At 73.5% G+C, this 17,777-nt stretch carries 18 protein-coding genes and 2 pseudogenes; 6 read left to right on the plus strand and 14 right to left on the minus strand.

Annotated elements, in window-relative coordinates; all coding sequences use genetic code 11:
- Positions 1-22: 22 nt before the first annotated feature.
- The gene (locus ACZ7FF_RS21545) at positions 23-421 is read left to right on the plus strand and encodes a nuclear transport factor 2 family protein (RefSeq protein WP_470813848.1); all 399 of its coding nucleotides are present in this window, start codon (positions 23-25) and stop codon (positions 419-421) included.
- Positions 422-543: 122 nt separating this feature from the next.
- Here ACZ7FF_RS21545 and ACZ7FF_RS21550 read toward each other — a convergent pair whose 3' ends face one another.
- Together ACZ7FF_RS21550 and ACZ7FF_RS21555 are read right to left on the minus strand one after the other, a co-directional pair.
- Positions 544-1,416, minus strand: coding sequence for a hypothetical protein (locus ACZ7FF_RS21550; RefSeq protein ID WP_470813849.1), 873 nt, complete (start codon positions 1,414-1,416; stop codon positions 544-546).
- A 172-nt stretch (positions 1,417-1,588) separates the two neighbouring features.
- Positions 1,589-2,845 (minus strand): cytochrome P450 family protein, encoded by a 1,257-nt coding sequence (locus ACZ7FF_RS21555; protein WP_470813850.1) that lies wholly within the window; start codon positions 2,843-2,845, stop codon positions 1,589-1,591.
- Between the two features lie 328 nt (positions 2,846-3,173).
- Here ACZ7FF_RS21555 and rho point away from each other — a divergent pair.
- Together rho and ACZ7FF_RS21565 are read left to right on the plus strand one after the other, a co-directional pair.
- Positions 3,174-4,321 (plus strand): annotated as a pseudogene (gene rho, locus ACZ7FF_RS21560) (transcription termination factor Rho).
- A gap of 251 nt (positions 4,322-4,572) precedes the next feature.
- Positions 4,573-5,313: pseudogene (locus ACZ7FF_RS21565) on the plus strand (D-alanyl-D-alanine carboxypeptidase family protein); the annotation flags it as partial.
- Between the two features lie 14 nt (positions 5,314-5,327).
- Here ACZ7FF_RS21565 and ACZ7FF_RS21570 read toward each other — a convergent pair.
- Complete coding sequence (locus tag ACZ7FF_RS21570) at positions 5,328-6,710, minus strand: glycosyltransferase family 87 protein (RefSeq protein ID WP_470813851.1); 1,383 nt, start codon at positions 6,708-6,710, stop codon at positions 5,328-5,330.
- A complete protein-coding gene (gene mptB, locus ACZ7FF_RS21575; RefSeq protein WP_470813852.1) occupies positions 6,707-8,110 on the minus strand; it encodes a polyprenol phosphomannose-dependent alpha 1,6 mannosyltransferase MptB in 1,404 nt (467 codons plus the stop codon). Before mptB ends, ACZ7FF_RS21570 begins: the two co-directional genes overlap by 4 nt.
- A 139-nt stretch (positions 8,111-8,249) precedes the next feature.
- Between mptB and ACZ7FF_RS21580 the strand changes: the two genes are divergently transcribed.
- Positions 8,250-8,387, plus strand: coding sequence for a hypothetical protein (locus ACZ7FF_RS21580; RefSeq protein ID WP_470813853.1), 138 nt, complete (start codon positions 8,250-8,252; stop codon positions 8,385-8,387).
- Here the strand turns inward: ACZ7FF_RS21580 and ACZ7FF_RS21585 are convergent, their stop codons facing one another.
- The 10 genes from ACZ7FF_RS21585 to ACZ7FF_RS21630 all read right to left on the minus strand — a co-directional run bounded on the left by ACZ7FF_RS21585 (position 8,388) and on the right by ACZ7FF_RS21630 (position 16,353).
- Positions 8,388-9,326: a glutaminase gene (locus tag ACZ7FF_RS21585; RefSeq protein ID WP_470813854.1), complete on the minus strand. Its 939-nt coding sequence runs from the start codon at positions 9,324-9,326 to the stop codon at positions 8,388-8,390.
- Positions 9,327-9,390: 64 nt separating this feature from the next.
- A complete protein-coding gene (gene aspA, locus ACZ7FF_RS21590; RefSeq protein WP_470813855.1) occupies positions 9,391-10,803 on the minus strand; it encodes an aspartate ammonia-lyase in 1,413 nt (470 codons plus the stop codon).
- Positions 10,804-10,921: 118 nt separating this feature from the next.
- The gene (locus ACZ7FF_RS21595) at positions 10,922-11,941 is read right to left on the minus strand and encodes an asparaginase (protein ID WP_470813856.1); all 1,020 of its coding nucleotides are present in this window, start codon (positions 11,939-11,941) and stop codon (positions 10,922-10,924) included.
- A 79-nt stretch (positions 11,942-12,020) separates the two neighbouring features.
- Positions 12,021-12,698: a FadR/GntR family transcriptional regulator gene (locus ACZ7FF_RS21600; RefSeq protein ID WP_470813960.1), complete on the minus strand. Its 678-nt coding sequence runs from the start codon at positions 12,696-12,698 to the stop codon at positions 12,021-12,023.
- A 171-nt stretch (positions 12,699-12,869) separates the two neighbouring features.
- Positions 12,870-13,706, minus strand: a complete 837-nt coding sequence (locus tag ACZ7FF_RS21605) for an undecaprenyl-diphosphate phosphatase (RefSeq protein ID WP_470813857.1) — start codon at positions 13,704-13,706, stop codon at positions 12,870-12,872.
- 75 nt (positions 13,707-13,781) lie between these two features.
- Complete coding sequence (gene crcB, locus ACZ7FF_RS21610) at positions 13,782-14,156, minus strand: fluoride efflux transporter CrcB (RefSeq protein WP_470813858.1); 375 nt, start codon at positions 14,154-14,156, stop codon at positions 13,782-13,784.
- The gene (locus tag ACZ7FF_RS21615) at positions 14,153-14,536 is read right to left on the minus strand and encodes a DUF190 domain-containing protein (protein ID WP_470813859.1); all 384 of its coding nucleotides are present in this window, start codon (positions 14,534-14,536) and stop codon (positions 14,153-14,155) included. Before ACZ7FF_RS21615 ends, crcB (ACZ7FF_RS21610) begins: the two co-directional genes overlap by 4 nt.
- Positions 14,533-14,994 (minus strand): fluoride efflux transporter CrcB, encoded by a 462-nt coding sequence (gene crcB, locus ACZ7FF_RS21620; RefSeq protein WP_470813860.1) that lies wholly within the window; start codon positions 14,992-14,994, stop codon positions 14,533-14,535. Before crcB (ACZ7FF_RS21620) ends, ACZ7FF_RS21615 begins: the two co-directional genes overlap by 4 nt.
- 70 nt (positions 14,995-15,064) lie before the next feature.
- A complete protein-coding gene (locus ACZ7FF_RS21625; RefSeq protein ID WP_470813861.1) occupies positions 15,065-16,024 on the minus strand; it encodes an SMP-30/gluconolactonase/LRE family protein in 960 nt (319 codons plus the stop codon).
- A 41-nt stretch (positions 16,025-16,065) separates the two neighbouring features.
- The gene (locus ACZ7FF_RS21630; protein ID WP_470813862.1) at positions 16,066-16,353 is read right to left on the minus strand and encodes a helix-turn-helix domain-containing protein; all 288 of its coding nucleotides are present in this window, start codon (positions 16,351-16,353) and stop codon (positions 16,066-16,068) included.
- A 567-nt stretch (positions 16,354-16,920) separates the two neighbouring features.
- Between ACZ7FF_RS21630 and ACZ7FF_RS21635 the strand changes: the two genes are divergently transcribed.
- Both ACZ7FF_RS21635 and ACZ7FF_RS21640 read left to right on the plus strand, forming a co-directional pair.
- Positions 16,921-17,271, plus strand: a complete 351-nt coding sequence (locus ACZ7FF_RS21635; RefSeq protein WP_470813863.1) for a VOC family protein — start codon at positions 16,921-16,923, stop codon at positions 17,269-17,271.
- A 75-nt stretch (positions 17,272-17,346) separates the two neighbouring features.
- Positions 17,347-17,745 (plus strand): MarR family winged helix-turn-helix transcriptional regulator, encoded by a 399-nt coding sequence (locus tag ACZ7FF_RS21640; RefSeq protein ID WP_470813864.1) that lies wholly within the window; start codon positions 17,347-17,349, stop codon positions 17,743-17,745.
- Positions 17,746-17,777 lie beyond the last annotated feature (32 nt).

Here is a 17,777-nt window from a genome sequence, read left to right on the forward strand (position 1 = left end):
AGTTGACTATAGGGGTGATCCGATGCACGCCTTCCGCGAGGCGATCGAGGCAGGGGACCTGGCCGCCGCCGAGGCGCTGCTGGCCGAGGACGTGGTGTTCTCCAGCCCGGCCGTCTTCAAGCCGTATCCCGGCAAGCCGATCACCGCGGCGATCCTGCGCGCGGTCTCCCAGGTGTTCGAGGACTTCCGTTACGTCCGCGAGATCGGCGACCCGGCCGGCGCCGATCACGCGCTGGTCTTCACCGCACGGGTCGGCGACCGGCAGCTGACCGGCTGCGACTTCCTGCACGTGAACGAGGAGGGCCTGATCGACGACTTCATGGTGATGGTCCGCCCGCTGTCGGGCCTGCAGGCCCTCGCCGAGGCCATGGGCGCCCGCTTCGAGCAGATCGCGCAGGAGGCGGAGGCGCGGTCGGCGTGACCGGCGCCGCCTGGTCGGGGTGACGGGGCCCCCGGCGTGAGGCTCGTCGGCGCCCCGTCGACGGTCGCGGTCGGGGCCTCCCGCACGGGGTGCGCACGGCGGGAGACCGGTGCCCTGCGGGCTCAGCCCTTCAGCCGGTCCAGCGTCGCCCCGGCGTCCTTCTTCAGCCAGTCGTCCACGTCGGTGAGCGCGGGCGGGTTCTTGTCCTGGTCGTAGGAGCTCAGGTAGACGCTGTAGCTCATCGTGTACGTCACCCAGCCGTCGCGGACGGCGAGGGTGGCGTAGCGGGATCCGCTGGTGGAGCCGTTGGTGGTGTCCTGGCTGACCAGGTAGGCCTCGTCGCCGATGCCCTTGACCGGGGAGACGTCGTAACCGGTGTGGCTGTCGCCGTAGTTCTTCCAGGTGGCGGTGAACTCGGGCCCCGGATCGGTCTTCTTGTGCAGGTCCAGCTGCATGGAGAGGTAGGCGTCCGCGTAGGTCGAGCCGGACTTCTTCAGGCCCACGCTGCAGAAGCTCTCGTCCAGGGCCGCGTCCTTGAGGGAGGTCTTCGTCGGCGCGGAGTCGTCCTGGGGGTACTCGGTCTTGAAGGACGAGTAGTCGGCGCTGGAGCACATGTTGGCGGGGGCCGAGTAACCGCGCAGGTCCGCGGCGGCGCCCGTGCCGCCGACGAGGAGGACGCCGGCCGCCCAGGCGGCGGAGGCGACCACCGCTCCGACGACGGCCCACAGCACGGCCTTTCCCGCCCCGCCGCTGCCGCCCGGCGCCGGTACCGGCAGGGGGCCGTACTGGGGCGCCTGGGCGTAGGGGTTCCCCGGCTGCGGCTGCCCGAGCGGCGGTTGGACGGGTCCACCGACCAGTGTGGGCTGCGCATAGAAGGTCCCCGGCGCCGCGGACTGCGGGCTCGGGTACGGGTAAGCCGTCGGCTGCGGCGGGACGGCCGGTTGCTGCGGCGCCGGCCGGTCGGCCGGCTGCGGGGGCTGCGGTGGCGTGGACATGTCGTGAAGATAGTGCATGGTTGGCGGTCAAGTCCCCTGACGTCCACAATCGTTGGGGTCTGGGGACATCTGCCACGGAACCATGACACGCCCGCGCACCCGAGGGCCGAGGCACCCGGCCCCGGCCCCTCGTCGCACGCGCCTGTCGGCGGTTCGTGCGGCCCGTGTGCGCTCAGCCGAGGGCGGGTGCGAGTCGTACCGGCAGGGCGCGCACGCTGTTGCCCACGAACCCGGCGTGCGGGGCCAGTTCGGTCTCGGGCACGGCGGGGGTGAGGGCCGGGAAGCGGGCGAACAACCGCTCCAGCGCGACCGTGGCCTCCAGCCGGGCCAGCGGGGCGCCCAGGCAGTAGTGGGCGCCGTGCCCGAGGGACAGGTGGCGCACGGCGTCGGGCCGGGCGGGGCGGGTGACGTCGAACCGGTCGGCGTCGGGGCCGTGCGCGGCCGCGTCCCGGCCTGCGGCCGAGTAGCCGGCGAGCACAGGGGTGCCCGCGGGTATCGGCGTGCCGCCGACGGTCAGGTCGCGCACCGGGTAGCGGAACGGGAAGTAGCTGACCGGCGCGTCCCAGCGCAGGGTCTCCTCCACCGCGTCGGCCCAGCTCGCCACGCCCATGCGCACCAGATCGAGCTGGTCGCGGTGGCCGCACAGGGCGCGCACGGCGTTGGTGATCAGGTTGAGGGTGGTCTCGTGCCCGGCGACGATCATCAGGACCAGGGTGCCGATCAGCTCCTCCTGGCTGAGCCGGTCGCCGCCCTCGTCGCGGGCGGCGATGAGCGCGCTGGTGAGGTCGTCCCCGGGGTGTGCGTCCTTCCCGGCGGCGATCTCGCCGAGCACGGCGACCAGTTCGCGGTTGGCGGCGATGACCTCGGCCGGCCCCAGGTCGGTGGCCACGACCTGGCTGCTGAGGTGGTGCAGACGCTCGCGGAACTCGACGTCCACGCCGAGGAGTTCGCTGATGACCCCCATCGGCAGGGGCATCGCGAAGTGCCGCCGCAGATCGGCCACGCCGTCGCCCTCGGCGGCGGCCCGCGCCAGGTCGTCGAGCAGGGACTCGGTCAACTCCTCGACGCGCGGTCTCAGTTCATCGATCCGCCGGGGTGTGAACGCGCGGCTCACCAGGCCGCGCAGCCGCCGGTGATCGGCGCCGTCGGCGGTGGTCATGCCGGGCACGGTCGCGAAGGTCAGCAGCGGCCAGCCTGCGCCGACCCGTCCTTCGCCGAGTGCGGTGAAGTGGCGGGCGTTCTTGGCGACTTCCGGATGCTGGAGGAACTCCCTGAGCGCCTCGTGCCCGAGCACGGCCATCCCCTCGATCCCGCCGGGGAGTTCCACCGGAGCCACGGCCCCGCGGGCGAGCAGCCGCGCGTTGTCGGCGTGCGGGCAGCCCCCGGAGGGGTCGAGGCGGTGCGGGGGCCTGACGGGGGAGTTCTCCACCGGGTCTCCTGACGGTCGTACGGGAGGGGACGGTCCGGGAACAGACGCGGACGCCATCATGTTGACGGATGTGGACGCACGGGTATAGTGCGATCAGCGCATATGCGTGCCCCTCGTAACGGCACCGATGTCGCCGTCCTCTCCTCCAGCCCCTCGGCCGAGGTTCTCCACCGGCCCGGGCTTCTTCCCGGCACCACCCCGCGACCAGCGCGTTCCCGCCAGGTCCGAGGCGCCGTTCCCGCCGCCCGGAGGCAGCTGTGCCCGCCTCCCGCTCGCGGCCTCTCCCCCCCTTCTCCTCGCTTCTCCGTCCTCGAAAGGACCCTCGTTCATGACCACCACGCTCGAACACCCTCCCGTGGCCCAGCAGGGCCCCGCGGCCCGGCTCGTCACCGGTGTCCTCGACATCGACGCGCAGGGCAGGGGGCACCTGAGGTCCCCCACCCTGCTCCCCTCCCCCGCCGACCCGCAGGTTCCGCCGGCGCTGATCCGCCGCTGCGGACTGCGCAAGGGCGACCTCGTCGAGGGCGTCCGGGGCGCCGGGCGCCCCCTCACCGACATCGCACGCGTCGACGGACGCGCCCCCGCGGACCTCCGGGCCCGCCGGCAGTCCGCGACCTGACCCCGCTCCACCCGCACCGGCGCCTGCGCCTGGAGCACCCGGCGGCCGGGCTGGCCGGACGCGTCACCGACCTCTTCGCGCCCGTCGGCAAGGGCCAGCGCGGCCTGCTCGTGGCCCCGCCGAAGAGCGGCAAGACGGTGCTGCTCCAGCAGCTGGCCGCCGCCGTGGCCGGCAACCACCCCGAGTGCCGCCTGATGGTCCTGCTGCTGGACGAGCGTCCCGAGGAGGTCACCGAGATGCGCCGCTCGGTGCGCGGCGAGGTCTACGCCTCCACCTTCGACCGGTCGGCCAAGGAGCACATCGCGCTCGCCGAACTCGTCGTCGAGCGCGCCAAGCGGCTGGTCGAGGCCGGTGAGGACGTCGTCGTCCTGCTGGACTCGCTGACCCGGCTGTGCCGGGCGCACAACAACGCCTCCGCGGCCGGCGGCCGCACCCTGAGCGGCGGTGTCGACGCGGGCGCGCTGCTCGGCCCCAAGCGGTTCTTCGGCGCCGCCCGCCAGGCCGAGGAGGGCGGCTCGCTCACCCTCCTCGCCACGGCCCTGGTGGACACCGGTTCCCGCGCCGACGGCTACTTCTTCGAGGAGCTGAAGAGCACGGGCAACATGGAGCTGCGGCTGGACCGGGAACTGGCCGGCCGCCGTGTCTTCCCCGCCGTGGACCTCGACGGCACCGGCACCCGCCGCGAGGAACTGCTGCTCACCCCGGCCGAGTTGACGGCCACGCGGGGTCTGCGCCGCGTCCTGCGCTCCCGCGAGGGCGGACCGGCCGCCCTGGAGACCCTGCTGGAGCGGCTGCGCGCCACCCCGGACAACGCGGCGTTCCTGCGGCAGGTCCGGCCGACGCTGCCCACCGGCTGACCGGGGGCCCGGGTGCGTCATCCGGGTTGCTCCCCTGGGCCGAACGGCCCGGCCGGCAGGGCACACGCGCCGCACGTTCGTACGTTGATCATATGATCACCGGATTCACATATCGGACGGCCGTGTCGGCCTGCTCCCTGTGTGTGGCGGGCGTGCTGGCGCTCATGCCGGCCACCGCCGCCGTCGCGGGCCCGGCGGCCACCGCCGGGACCCGGGCCGGGGACCCCGCGCCACCCGCGCCCCGGGCGGCGATGCCCGGGGCGTCCCTGCTCTACCGCACCGGCACCCAGGTCCGGCCGCGGCGGGGCGCCCCCGAGGTGCCGGACGTCTCGGCGCTGTCCTGGCTGGTCGCCGACGCCGACAGCGGGGAGGTGCTGGCCGCGAACGGCGCGCACCGCCCACTGCCGCCCGCGAGCACCATGAAGACCCTGTTCGCCCTCACCGTGCTGCCGACGCTGCCCAGCGGCCTGGAGCACACCGTGCGCTACCAGGAACTGGCGGACGTCGGCGAGGGCAGCAGCCTCGTCGGGGTCGAGGAGGGACACACCTACCAGGTGGCGGACCTGTGGCGCGGGGTCTTCCTCGAGTCCGGCAACGACGCCGTGCACGTGCTCGCCTCGCTGGCCGGCGGCTGGCAGGCCACCGCCCGGCACATGCAGACGAAGGCCCGGACGCTGGGCGCGCGGGACACCCGTGTGGTCTCCCCCGACGGCTACGACGCCCCCGGCCAGGTGTCCTCGGCCTTCGACCTCGCGGTCTTCGGACGCGAGGGTCTGCGCAACCCCGACTTCGCCCGGTACTGCTCCACCGCCGTGGCCCAGTTCCCGGGTGACGGGTCGTCGTACGCCATCGAGAACACCAACCGGCTGCTGTCCGGCGAGGACGGCGTGGCGCCCTACCCGGGGCTGGTCGGCATCAAGAACGGCTACACCAGCAACGCCGGCAACACGCTCGTGGCCGCCGCCCGCCGGGGCGGGCACACCCTCGTGGTGACCCTGATGAACCCTCAGGCCGGTGGCGGGTTGACCGTGTACGAGGAGGCCCGCGCGCTGCTCGACTGGGGCTTCGGAGCGGCCGGGCGGGTGGATCCGGTGGGCTCGCTGGACGCGCTGCGCCCGGCGCCCCGGCAGGAGCCGGCCGTGCCCGTGGCGGCGGCCACCTCCGGGGCCCCGGACGACGGCTCGGACTGGTCCGGCACCGCCGTCGGGCTGGGGCTCGCCGGACTCGGCGCGGCGGCCGTGACGCTGGTGCTGCGGGCGAAGGGCGACCGGCCCGAGCGGCGTGGCTGACCCGCCGGCAGGCCGAGCAGCAGGCCCAGGGTGATCCAGGTGTAGGTGTTGCTGCCGAGGAAGCCGCCCGGGCCGGAGGCGTCGTCGAACCACAGCCACACCACGCTGGTGCACATCACGGCGTACAGCGCGCCCGCGACCCGCGGATGCCCGGCGCGCACCAGCACGGCGAAGGACGGCAGCAGCCACACCAGGTGGTGCACCCAGGTGATCGGGCTGACCAGGCAGGCGGCTGCGCCGGTGAGCGCGAACGCGGCCTGCCAGTCGCCGGCCGTCGCCGCCCGGCGGGCCCGCCACGCCCACACGCACAGGGTCAGCAGCGCCGCCGTCGCCCACAGCGGGCGGCCCGTCTCGCCGAGCCGGGCCAGCACTCCCTGCAGCGACTGGTTGGAGACGTAGTCCAGGCGGCCCACCCGGCCCGTGTCCCACAGCGCCTCGGTCCAGTAGAACCGGGAGGCGCCGGGATCCGCCCAGGCGGCCAGCGCGGTCGCGGCGGCGGCCACGGCCGTCGCGGTGACGGCCGCCCGTCGGCGCCCGGCGAGCAGCAGCAGTCCGATGAACAGGGCGGGCGTGAGCTTCACGGCCGCGGCGAGCCCGATCCCGGCGCCCGCCCAGCGGCCCCGGCCGTCGGCCAGCAGCCATGCGTCGGTGAGCACGAGCGCGAGCAGCACCAGGTTGACCTGTCCGAAGCTGAAGGTGTCCCGCAGGGGTTCGAACAGGGCGAGCAGGCACAGGCCGAGCGACCACTTGTACCAGCCGTGCCGCCGCAGGCCGGGGCCGGCCAAGGCCCACAGGACGACCGCGAGCGCGGCCAGGTTCACCAGCAGGGAGGCGGCGATCGCGGTGCCCCGGCCCATCGGCGCCAGCGGCAGCATGAGCACGGCGGCGAACGGCGGATAGGTGAAGCCGTACGCGGTGCCCGGCACCCGGTAGTCGTAGATCCGGCCGGCGTGGTGGACCCAGGTGTGCACGGTGCCGTAGTAGACGCGCAGGTCGAAGAAGCCGCGCAGCAGCGGCACGGTGGCGGTGAACACGGTCACCGCGGCGGCGACGCCGAGGACGAGGAACAGCCGGCCCCGTTCGGTGCGGGGGCCCGTCATGCGGCGCGCCCCGGGGCCGGGGCCTGCGCGGCCTGGTGGGCCTGCCACAGCACGACCACGCCGAGCACCCCGCCGGAGACCGCGAGCACCAACTGCCCGGTGTCGGCGGGCCCGCCGCTGGGCAGCACGGCGAGGGCGAGCACCCCGGCCAGGGCCGCGACCCGGTGCCGTACCGAGGTGCTGGGCGCGGCGGCGGCGATGAGGAACAGGCCCCACAGCACGTACCAGGGGCGGATCGCGGGCCCGAACACGGCCACGGCGAGCAGGCTGAGGCCGAGCGCGTACACCGGTCTGAGGCGCAGCCGCAGCCAGATCAGCAGCACGGCGATCGCGGTGATCGCGAGGCCGAGCAGGTGCCAGGCCGGGACGGCCAGCGGCGCCAGGCCGCTGCCCAGGTGTTCGAGCAGCGCGCCGGTGGCCCGGCCGAGCAGGCTGGTCAGCGCCCAGTTCTGCGGGGAGACCGGGGTGGCCAGCGCGCCGATCCAGCCGTAGCCGGTGCCGGCCACGGCGGTGGCGGCCACCGTAGTCCCGGCGGCGGCGACCGCCGTCGTCAGGACGGCCGGCACGGGGCGCCGGCCGGCGCGCATCTGGAGGGCCACCACGGCGAGGAGGCCGAGCGCCGCGGGCGCCTTGACCAGGGCGGCGAGAGTGACGAGCACAGCGGCGACTGTACCGAGGGCGGGACCCCTGCCGCGCGCGGCGACCAGGCCGAGGCCGAGCAGACCGAGCATGAGGGCGTCGTTGTGGGCACCCGCCACCAGATGCAGCAGGACGAGCGGGTTGAGGGCACCGAGCCAGAGCGCCGCGGCCGGGTCGGCGCCGCTGTGCCGGGCGAGGCGGGGCAGGGCCACCGCCATCAGGGCCACGCCGAGCAGCGCGACCAGGCGCATGCCGAGCAGGCCCGCGGGCAGCTCGCCCCGCGTGAGTCCGGACAGGGCGGAGGCCAGGCCCATGAAGGCGGGGCCGTAGGGCGCTCCCGTGTGCTGCCACATCGGGGCCACCTGGTCGGCGAGCGGTCCGCCGAGCGTGGCGGGACCGTGGGCGTAGACGTCCATGTGGGCGTCGGCCATGGCGCCCTGCGCGAGGTAGCTGTAGACGTCCCGGCTGAACAGCGGCGGTGCGAGCAGCAGCGGGGCGGTCCAGACGGCCAGCACGACCAGCAGGGCGCGCGGGGCGGGCGGCCGCGGACCGCGCACCAGCCGGCCCAGGAGCACCCAGGCGGCTATCAGCAGGACGACGCCGAAGTACACCCCGACCAGGCCGATGGCGGCCTGTACGGAGGCGGGGGCCAGCAGGTCCTCGACAGGCAGGGCACCGGCCGTCTCACCGCCGAGCGCGAGGAAGGCGGTACCGGCCAGACCGAGCAACTGGCAGCGGCGCAGATCGACGGGGAATGCCATGGCCAACACTGGATCAGCGTGTCAACGCCGGATGGCCGGAAGGCGACGCTCCCTCCACCGGCGGGCGGCCCGGACGTGACCGGCGTGTGCGCGGCGATGACTTCCGGGGATCCGGCCGGTCACCACCGCACCGGACTTCGTGCGCGTCGAGCACGGGGCCGAGGTGCTGGGCCTGATCCCGGACGCCCGGCCGGCGGTGCTGCCCGGCACCGCGCACATGGCGCTCATGCGCCGTACGGCCCTGCCGCTGCCGTTGCTGCACGAGTTCCTGGACTGATCAGAACACCGAGAGCCCGGTGAGCGTGGTGAACCGGTCCAGGGCGGCCACCCCGGCCACCGAGTTGCCGCGCTCGTCGAGGCCCGGGCTCCACACGCACAGCGTGCACCGTCCGGGCACGACCGCGATGATCCCGCCGCCGACCCCGCTCTTGCCTGGCAGTCCCACGCGGTAGGCGAAGTCGCCCGCCGCGTCGTACGTGCCGCAGGTCAGCATCACCGCGTTGACCTGCTTGGCCTGGCTGCGGGTGAGCAGCCGGGTGCCGTCCGCGCGGATGCCGTGCCGGGCGAGGAAGCCGGTGGCGCGGGCGAGGTCGGCGCAGGAGGCGGCCACGGAGCACTGCCGGAAGTACTGGTCGAGCAGGACGGGCACGTCGTTGTCGATGTTGCCGTACGACGCCATGAAGTGGGCGAGGGCCGCGTTACGGTCGCCGTGCGCGTTCTCGGAGGCGGCGACCTCCTTGTCGAAGTCGAGGGCGGGGTTGCCGCTCTCGGCGCGCAGGAAGGCCAGCAGCTCGCCGGCCGCGTCCCCGGTACGGGTCTGGAGGCGGTCGGTGACGACGAGGGCGCCGGCGTTGATGAACGGGTTGCGCGGGATGCCGTTCTCGTACTCCAGCTGGACCAGGGAGTTGAACGGGTTGCCGGAGGGCTCCCGGCCCACGTGCTCCCAGAGCTCGTCGCCCTCGCGGGCCAGGTCCAGGGCGAGCGTGAAGACCTTGGTGATGGACTGCGTGGAGAAGGGCCGGCGCCAGTCCCCCACCCCGTACACCGTGCCGTCCAGCTCGGCGACGGCCATGCCGAAGCTGCGGGGGTCGCAGGCGGCGAGCGCCGGGATGTAGTCGGCCGGGCGCCCGCGGCCGGGCGTGCGGCCGATCTCCTCGGCGATGCGCTCCAGGACCGGCAGGAAGGTGAGGGACGACGTCGTTGTCATGATCACCATTGTGCCTCCCCGCCGGTCCTTCAGCCCACTCGCGAACAGGCTGATATCCGCCCGTTACCGCAGGTCAGGCGGTGGGCGCTCCGCTGCCGGCGAGGACCTCGGGGCGCAGCAGGGCAGCCAGCTCCCCGGCGGGCAGCAGGCCCTTCTCCAGCACCAGTTCGGCGACGCCGCGGCCGGTGACGAGGGCCTCCTTGGCGATGTCGGTGGCCGCCGTGTAGCCGATGTGCGGGTTCAGCGCGGTGACCAGGCCGATGGAGTTCTCCACGGTCTCGCGCAGCCGCTCGGTGTTGGCGGTGATGCCCGAGACGCAGCGCTCGGCCAGCGTCAGGCAGGCGCGCTGCAGATGGGTGACGGACTCGGACAGCGAGTGCAGGATGATCGGCTCGAAGGCGTTGAGCTGGAGCTGCCCGGCCTCGGCGGCCATGGTGATGGCGACGTCGTTGCCGATCACCTCGAAGGCGACCTGGTTCACCACCTCGGGGATGACCGGGTTGACCTTGCCCGGCATGATCGACGAACCGGCCTGCACCGGCGGCAGGTTGATCTCGCCGAGGCCCGCGCGCGGACCGGAGGACAGCAGGCGCAGGTCGTTGCAGCTCTTGGAGAGCTTGACCGCGATCCGCTTGAGGACACCGGACATCTGCACGAAGGCACCGCAGTCCTGGGTGGCCTCGACGAGGTTGGCGGCGGTGACCAGGGGCAGCCCGGTGATCGCGGAGAGGTGCCGGCGGGCGGCCTCGGCGTAGCCCGCGGGGGCGTTGAGTCCGGTGCCGATGGCCGTGGCGCCCAGGTTGATCTCGTGGATCAGCTCGACGGCCTCGGCGAGACGGCTGCGGTCCTCCTCGATCATGACGGCGAACGCGGAGAACTCCTGGCCGAGCGACATCGGCACGGCGTCCTGGAGCTGGGTGCGGCCCATCTTCAGCACGTCGCGGAACTCGACGGCCTTGCCGGCGAAGGCGTCCTGGAGGACGGCCATCGCCTTGAGCAGTCCACGCACCGCGAACACCGTCGCCACCTTGACGGCGGTCGGGTAGACGTCGTTGGTGGACTGGCCGAGGTTGACGTCCTCGTTGGGGTGCAGGTGGCCGTACTCGCCCTTGGCGTGGCCGAGCAGTTCCAGCGCCCGGTTGGCCACGACCTCGTTGGCGTTCATGTTGGTGGAGGTCCCGGCGCCGCCCTGGATGACGTCCACGACGAACTGGTCGTGCAGCCGGCCCTCGCGGATCTCCCGGCAGGCGGCGACGATCGCGGCGGCCTTCCCGGGCGTCAGCAGGCCGAGCTCCTCGTTGGCGAGCGCGGCGGCCTCCTTGACGGCGGCCAGGGCGTCGATCAGGTGCGGGTAGGCGGAGATCGGGGTCCCGGTGATGGGGAAGTTCTCCGTCGCACGCAGGGTGTGGATGCCCCAGTACGCGTCGGCGGGTACGTCGCGGTCGCCGAGCAGATCGTGTTCGCTGCGAGTGATGGCGGCGGTCATGAGGGTACGGGTCCTCTTTCCGAGGTGCGGAGGTGGGAGCGCCCCGGAAGGGGCGCGGGGGAACTGCGCGACCGGCCAGGCACGGCCCGCGGCTTCGGACGGCCTGTCCGGCGGTGCCTTACGCGCATACGCCGAGCGCGACGGGGTCCAGCGCGCGCACGGCCCGCACACGACCGACCGGCTGTCCGCCGCCGAGCAGCGGCTCACCCGCGAACCCGGTGAGCAGCCCGGGGTCCACGCCCGCGCGGGCGAGCGCCGCCGCCGCGACCGGGATCCGCGCCCGGTTCGCCCCGTCGGCGATCTTCACCGCGACGGCCCGGCCGTCGGGCAGCGCGGCGACCTGGACGCCCTCGAAGCCGTCCTTGGCGAGCAGGCCCGGCACCGCCCGCATCAGCGCGGCCACGTCACGCCGCGAGCCGGACGCCATCTCGGCGTGCTCACGCATCGCGCCGGCGAGCAGGGCCTCGGGGGTGCCCGGCGCCGCGGAGGCGATCCGCGCGACGGCGCGGGCGAGTCCGTGCAGGGAGACGGAGAACAGCGGGGCGCCACAGCCGTCGGTGCTGACCCGCGCCACGCGCTGCCCGGTCAGGCCCTCGACGATCTCGGCGACGGCCTGCTGCAGGGGGTGCTTCGGGTCGAGGTAGTCGTCCAGGGACCAGCCGTTGAGCTTGGCGGTCCACAGCATCGCGGCGTGCTTGCCGGAGCAGTTCTGGGCGAGCCGGGAGGGTGCCCGGCCCTCGCTGATCCAGGCGTCCCGGACGACCGGGTCGTACGGCATGTCGGGGACGTTGCGCAGGTCGTCCTCGGTGAGTCCGGCGAGTTCGAGGATGCGGCGGGTGCCGGCGAGGTGCCGCTCCTCGCCGGAGTGGCTGGCGGCCGCCAGGGACAGGAGCTCGCCGTCGAGCGGCAGCCCGGCCCGCAGCATCGCCACCGCCTGGACCGGCTTGACGGCCGAACGCGGGTAGAAGGCGGCCTCGATGTCGCCGAGCTGGAACTGGACCTCGCCGTCGGCGCCGAGGACGACGACGGAGCCGTAGTGGATGCCCTCGACGACCCCGTCGCGTATCAGGTGGGCGACGGGGGCGTGGAGGGGCTCACGGACGACGGGTGCGTCCGCGGGGTGGGAACTGCTGTTCATCACTGCCTGCATCGTCGGGTCGGGATGGGCCGGGGAGCGGGTCACGCGCCGGCGCCGGTGGACTTGCGGTGCTGTTCGCTCACGCCTCGGCTCCGCCTTTTGTGGGGGTGTCCGCCCGCTGGGGGCGCACGATGTCGGTGAGGGTGGTCTCGACGCGGTCCAGGTGGTGGCTCATGGCCTCCACCGCGTCGAGCTCGGACCCGTCGGTCAGCGCCTCGACGATCGCCCGGTGCTCGCGGTTGGACTGCTCGCGGCGGCCGCCCAGCTCGTTGAGGAAGGCCGACTGGCGCGCCAGGGCGTCGCGGATCTCTTCGATGACCCGGCGGAAGACCGGGTTCTGGGCTGCCTCGGCCACGGCGAGGTGGAAGAGGGTGTCCATCGCGACCCACGCGGTGGTGTCCGTCTCCCGCTCCATGCGGTCGAGCAGGTGGGACAGGTGGTCCAGGTTCTCGGGGGTACGGCGCAGGGCCGCGTAGCCGGCGACCGGGATCTCGATGTGCCGGCGCACCTCCAGCAGGTCGCTGGCCGCGTAGTCGCCGAAGGTGGGGTCCTCGACGGCGTTCGCGACGACGAAGGTGCCCTTGCCGGTACGGGAGACCGTCAGGCCCATCGTCTGCAGCGCGCGCAGCGCCTCGCGCAGCACGGGCCGGGACACCTCGAGGGTGCGGCACAGCTCGGCCTCGGAGGGCAGCTTGTCGCCTATGGCGTACTCGCCGCGTTCGATGGCGCTGCGGAGGTGGCCGAGGACCGCTTCCATGGCGCTCACGCGCCGCGGCCCCCCACCACCTGTCTGGCTGTCTGACAGGTTCACGGGAGCGATCCTGCGGGTTGCGCCCGGGAACTGTCAAGGCGTCGCCGTCAGAAGACGGCCACGGGGTGCGGCGCCCGGATACGGGCGCCGCACCCCGTGGGTGAGCGGGAGATTCGCTCAGGCGTTGAGCGTGCCCGTGGCGAGCAGCCCGAGCAGGCCGAGGCCGATGACGATCCGGTAGATCACGAAGGCGTTGAAGGAGTGCTTGGCGACGAACTTCAGCAGCCAGGCGATCGAGGCGTAGGCGACGACGAAGGAAACGATCGTGCCGACGGCCAGCGGCGCCGCGCCCACACCGGCGCCGAGCGCGTCCTTCAGCTCGTAGATGCCCGCGCCGGTCAGGGCCGGGATGCCGAGGAAGAAGGAGAGGCGGGTGGCGGCGACGCGGTCCAGGTCCAGGATGAGCGCGGTGGACATGGTGGCGCCGGAGCGGGAGAAGCCGGGGAAGAGCAGGGCGAGGATCTGGGAGCAGCCGACCCACATGGCGTCCTTGAAGGACGTGTCGTCCTCACCGCGCTTGTGGCGGCCCATCTGGTCCGCGCACCACATCACGGCGGATCCGGCGATCAGCGAACCGGCGACCACCCACAGCGAGGCCAGCGGGCCGTCGATCAGCGGCTTGGCGGCCAGACCCACGATGACGATCGGAATGGTGGCGGCGATCACCCACCAGGCGAACTTGTAGTCGTGGTGGTAGCGCTCCTCGCGGTTGGTCAGACCGCGGAACCACGCGCTGACGATCCGCTTGATGTCCTTGAAGAAGTACACGAGCACGGCGGCGATGGCGCCGACCTGGATGACGGCGGAGAACCCGACGACGGACTTGTCGTCGACGGGGATGTTCATGAGCCCCTCGGCGATCTTGAGGTGACCCGTGGAGGACACCGGGAGGAACTCGGTCACCCCCTCGACGACTCCGAGGACGACGGCCTGACCGACGGAGATGGCGCTCATGGAATCCAGTTCTGGGAAGAGTTGGTCGACAGTGCTGTAGACAGTACGTACTATGCCCGGCCGTACGGCAGGCGCCTAGGCCCACAGAGCCCCGGCGAGCGAGACCCCGGCGAACGCCGCCGCGAGCCCCGCCGCGAGGCTCGCGACGACGTTCACGGCAGCGTAGAGGCCGGCGCCGGCCTCCGTCAGCCTCAGGGTCTCGTAGGAGAAGGTGGAATACGTCGTCAGGGCGCCGCACAGCCCGGTGCCGATCAGCAGCCGCAGATGGGGTCCGGCGGCTCCGGCGGAGACGGCACCGGTGAGCAGCCCGAGGATCAGGCTTCCCGTGACGTTCACCACGAAGGTGCCCCACGGGAAGAGCGAGTCGTGGCGGGCCTGCACGGCCCGGTCGGTGAGATACCGCATGGGCGCGCCGACGACGGCCCCCAGGACGACCAGCAGCCAGTTCACGTCTGGATCCCACCCCTCGGATCCTCGCCGGGCTCCGGTTCGGCCGTCCGGCCGACGTACCGGACGACCTCGCACTCCTCCAGGGTCACGAGACCCTCGCCGACCAGTTCGTCGAGCTGCGGCAGGAACGCCCGGACGCGCTCCTCGGTGTCCACGACGACCACCGCGACCGGCAGGTCCTCGCTCAGGGACAGCAGCCGGGAGGTGTGGATGCGGGAGGAGGCGCCGAAGCCCTCGATGCCCCGGAAGACGCTGGCCCCGGCGAGTCCGGCCCTGTGCGCCCGGTGCACGATCTCGGAGTAGAGGGGCTTGTGGTGCCAGGTGTCGTCCTCGCCGATGTAGACGGTCAGCCTGAGGGCCCGGCCGGTGAGTGAGGTCATGGCTGCCTCCTGATCAGCACCCGGCGGGCGGCGACCGAGGCCAGCCAGACCGCCGCGAGGGCCGCGACCAGCGTCGCGGCGAGATAGGCCAGCCCGGTCCCCGGGCGGCCGGCGTCGACCAGCCTGCGGATGTCGACGGCGTAGGTCGAGAAGGTGGTGAAGCCGCCGAGGACACCGGTGCCGAAGAACGGGCGGATGAGGCGGTGGGCCGCCCACACCTCGGTGATCAGCACCATGAACACGCCGATCACGGCGCAGCCGACGACGTTCGTCCAGAAGGTCGCCCAGGGGAAGCCGCCGGGCGGCGTGGGCCAGGTGAGGGTGAGCCCGTAGCGGGCGCAGGCGCCGATGGCGCCGCCGATCGCGACCACGGCGACGACGGGTGCCTGGGCACGCCACTCGGCCCGCCGGCGCGCGGCGGAGCGGACGCGGATGCTCTCGGCTTCCGGGGCTGTCATGTTCCTACGTCTCCTGTTCGGCCCTGCCCCCCGGTGGGTGATCACGGCCGGGCACCAGGGTACCGCCGGGTCAGCCGGCCCCGGGCCGCGCGTAGACCGCGACGCCCGGCTCCATGAGGCTGCCGAGGACCAGGTGGGCGCCGGTCGCGCAGACGCTGGTGACCATCCGGAAGCCGGAGCGGCGGCGGGTGAGGCGGTGGACGGTACGGCCCTCGTCGTCGAGGGCCAGCACGCCGATGGTGCCGGAGGGCCGGTACGGCGCGTGCACGGCGGTGCGGGCGGCCGCGCGGCGGACGGCGGGCGGGGTGCGGTGCAGGAGGTCCAGCGGGGGGACGCGCGGGCTGGGCAGGGCGACCCAGATCAGGCCGTCGGGGCTCTCGCGCCAGACGTTGTCCGGCATGCCGGGCAGGGTGGCGAAGTGGTCGGACTGTCCGGCGCGGGGGCCGGTGAGGTGGTAGCGGGTGAGGCGGCAGGCGCCGGTCTCGGCGATCACCAGGAAGGAACCGTCGGCGCTCGGGGCCAGGCCGTTGGCGAACTGCAGCCCCTCCAGGAGCACTTCGGGTTCGCCGCCGTCGGGGCCGATGCGCAGCAGGCGGCCCGTGCCGGTGTGTTCGACTATGTCGCCGATCCACTGGTCGAGGGGGTAGCGGCGGCTGGAGACGGTGAAGCAGACGCTCCCGTCGGGCAGGGCGACGACGTTGCTGCAGAAGCGGAGCGGCTGCCCCGCGAGCGAGTCCGCGAGGACGCGGACGGTGCCGTCCTCGGTGCCGACGCGCAGCAGTCCGCGATCCGCGTCGCAGACCAACAGGTCCCCGTCCGGGAGGAGTTCGAGCCCGAGGGGACGCCCACCTGTCTCGGCCACGGTCTCGGTGCGCGCGGCACGCGGGTCGTCGAGGTGGTGGATCCGCAGCACCCGGCCGTCCGCCACGCCGGTCAGCACCCGGCCCTGCGGGTCGGCCACCACGTCCTCGGGGCCGTGGGCGCCCAACGAGACGTAGTGGAGCGGAAGGAGTGCCATGGGTCGGTCCATGCGCGGTGCCCTTCGCCGTCGGATCGACCCATCCTGACAGGTCACCATCCCTTCTCGAAGAGGCGGGCCACCTCCGCCACACGGATCTCGTCGCGCCGGTAGTAGGTGCGGCAACGGACCCGCCGGGTGCGCAGCACGCCGAGGCGGGTGAGGAAGTCCAGATGGGCGAGGGCGGTCCGGCGGGGCACACCCAGCTTGGCGGCCACGGCCCGCGCCGTGACACCTGTGCCGGCGGGATCGCGGTGGCGTGCGGCCGGGAAGTGGGCCGCGGGATCCTTGAGCCACTCCAGGATGGTCCGCCGCACCCGGCCCGAGGGAGTCCCCGTCATCCGTCCGCCCTCCGTCCCAGGCGCCTTCGTCCGCACAGCTCCCACTGTGGCGCGGCCGTGGCCGGCGCGTCCGGCATTCGGCGACCGTTGTCCGGTAGCGAACGGCAGTGCGACCGAGGAGCGTGCCCACGGCCGGAAACGAGGCGGCGGGGCCGTCCGCGGCCCGCGCCCGGCCCCGCCGCCGGTGGCCGAACCGCGTCGTGGGGCAAGCGCGTTGCCGTCGGAGCGCGGAGCAGGAGTCGGAGCGGAAGTCGGAACGGAGCGGGGTCCGGTCCGGGGTCCGGGCGGCGCCCGGAGGTCGCCCGCGCCGCCGGGGACCGGTTACGGCTCCCCCGGCCCGACCAGCCCCGTCCCCTACGTCGTCACCGCTCGTGATCGCGGTGGTCCCCGACCGGCGGGCGGCCCGTCCCATCGTCGCGGGGGTGCCGCGCGGCGAGCGAGGGAGTGGTTCGGGGAGGTCGCCGCGACCGGTCAGGATCCGAGAAGCCGCGACGGGCTCACCGGGCCTAGCGTGGTGTGCACCGGCGGGGAGGACCGCCGGGACACGCACCTCACGAGGAGAGACCCATGACCGCCGGTGTGCAGACGATCATCTACCCCGTCAAGGACCCGCAGCGGGCCAAGGCCCTGTTCACCGCGCTGCTGGGCGTGGAGCCGTACGCCGACGAGCCGTACTACATCGGCTTCAAGGCCGGCGGCCAGGACATCGGCCTCGATCCGAACGGGCACGCTCAGGGGCTGACCGGGCCGGTGCCGTTCTGGCACGTCACCGATCTGCGGGAGCGGCTCGCGGCCCTGCTGGAGGCGGGCGCCGAAGTGGTCCAGGACGTGCGGGACGTCGGCAACGGCAGGCTCGTCGCCTCCGTCCGGGACGCCGACGGCAACCTGGTCGGCCTCCTCCAGGACCCCACCTCCTGAGCCCCCGCCCCGCCCGCTTGCGCCCGCACTAGTTGCACACTCAACGACTGGCCGGATCGGTGCTACGGTGCGGGTATGGCAGTGAAGACGGCCGACGCCCGGCTCGAGGAACGGTGGCGCGGCATCCTCGCCGTGCATGCGCGCACGATGTGCGAGATAGACCGTGCGCTGCACCCCTACGGACTGGGCGCCAGCGACTTCGAGGTGCTGGACATCCTGGCCGTCGAGTCGTCCGCCCGGGGCGACCAGTGCCGGGTGCAGAACCTGGTCGGGCGGGTGCATCTCAGCCAGAGCGCGCTGTCCCGGCTGATCGGCAGGCTGGAGAAGGAAGGTCTCGTGGAGCGCTCGGTGTGCGCGGAGGACCGGCGCGGGGTGTGGGTCGCCCTCACCCGCAAGGGGCGCGATCTGCACGCCGAGGTGCTGCCGCTGCAACGGGCGGTGCTGGAACGCATGCTGACCGGTCAGGAGCGCTAGATGTGCCGTCCCGGGACGTTGGTGACACGCGT

Source organism: Streptomyces sp. NPDC037126 (assembly GCF_055605965.1).

Bases quoted from the DNA above. Each gene is read 5' to 3' on its own strand.
- crcB (WP_470813860.1), bottom strand. From the start codon at position 14,994: ATGACAGCCCCGGAAGCCGAGAGCATCCGCGTCCGCTCCGCCGCGCGC.
- ACZ7FF_RS21550 (WP_470813849.1), bottom strand. From the start codon at position 1,416: ATGTCCACGCCACCGCAGCCCCCGCAGCCGGCCGACCGGCCGGCGCCG.
- ACZ7FF_RS21615 (WP_470813859.1), bottom strand. From the start codon at position 14,536: ATGACCTCACTCACCGGCCGGGCCCTCAGGCTGACCGTCTACATCGGC.
- ACZ7FF_RS21630 (WP_470813862.1), bottom strand. From the start codon at position 16,353: ATGACGGGGACTCCCTCGGGCCGGGTGCGGCGGACCATCCTGGAGTGG.
- ACZ7FF_RS21585 (WP_470813854.1), bottom strand. From the start codon at position 9,326: ATGGTGATCATGACAACGACGTCGTCCCTCACCTTCCTGCCGGTCCTG.
- ACZ7FF_RS21625 (WP_470813861.1), bottom strand. From the start codon at position 16,024: ATGGACCGACCCATGGCACTCCTTCCGCTCCACTACGTCTCGTTGGGC.
- ACZ7FF_RS21600 (WP_470813960.1), bottom strand. From the start codon at position 12,698: ATGGAAGCGGTCCTCGGCCACCTCCGCAGCGCCATCGAACGCGGCGAG.
- mptB (WP_470813852.1), bottom strand. From the start codon at position 8,110: ATGGCATTCCCCGTCGATCTGCGCCGCTGCCAGTTGCTCGGTCTGGCC.
- ACZ7FF_RS21595 (WP_470813856.1), bottom strand. From the start codon at position 11,941: ATGAACAGCAGTTCCCACCCCGCGGACGCACCCGTCGTCCGTGAGCCC.
- ACZ7FF_RS21545 (WP_470813848.1), top strand. From the start codon at position 23: ATGCACGCCTTCCGCGAGGCGATCGAGGCAGGGGACCTGGCCGCCGCC.
- ACZ7FF_RS21635 (WP_470813863.1), top strand. From the start codon at position 16,921: ATGACCGCCGGTGTGCAGACGATCATCTACCCCGTCAAGGACCCGCAG.
- ACZ7FF_RS21640 (WP_470813864.1), top strand. From the start codon at position 17,347: ATGGCAGTGAAGACGGCCGACGCCCGGCTCGAGGAACGGTGGCGCGGC.
- ACZ7FF_RS21605 (WP_470813857.1), bottom strand. From the start codon at position 13,706: ATGAGCGCCATCTCCGTCGGTCAGGCCGTCGTCCTCGGAGTCGTCGAG.
- ACZ7FF_RS21570 (WP_470813851.1), bottom strand. From the start codon at position 6,710: ATGACGGGCCCCCGCACCGAACGGGGCCGGCTGTTCCTCGTCCTCGGC.
- aspA (WP_470813855.1), bottom strand. From the start codon at position 10,803: ATGACCGCCGCCATCACTCGCAGCGAACACGATCTGCTCGGCGACCGC.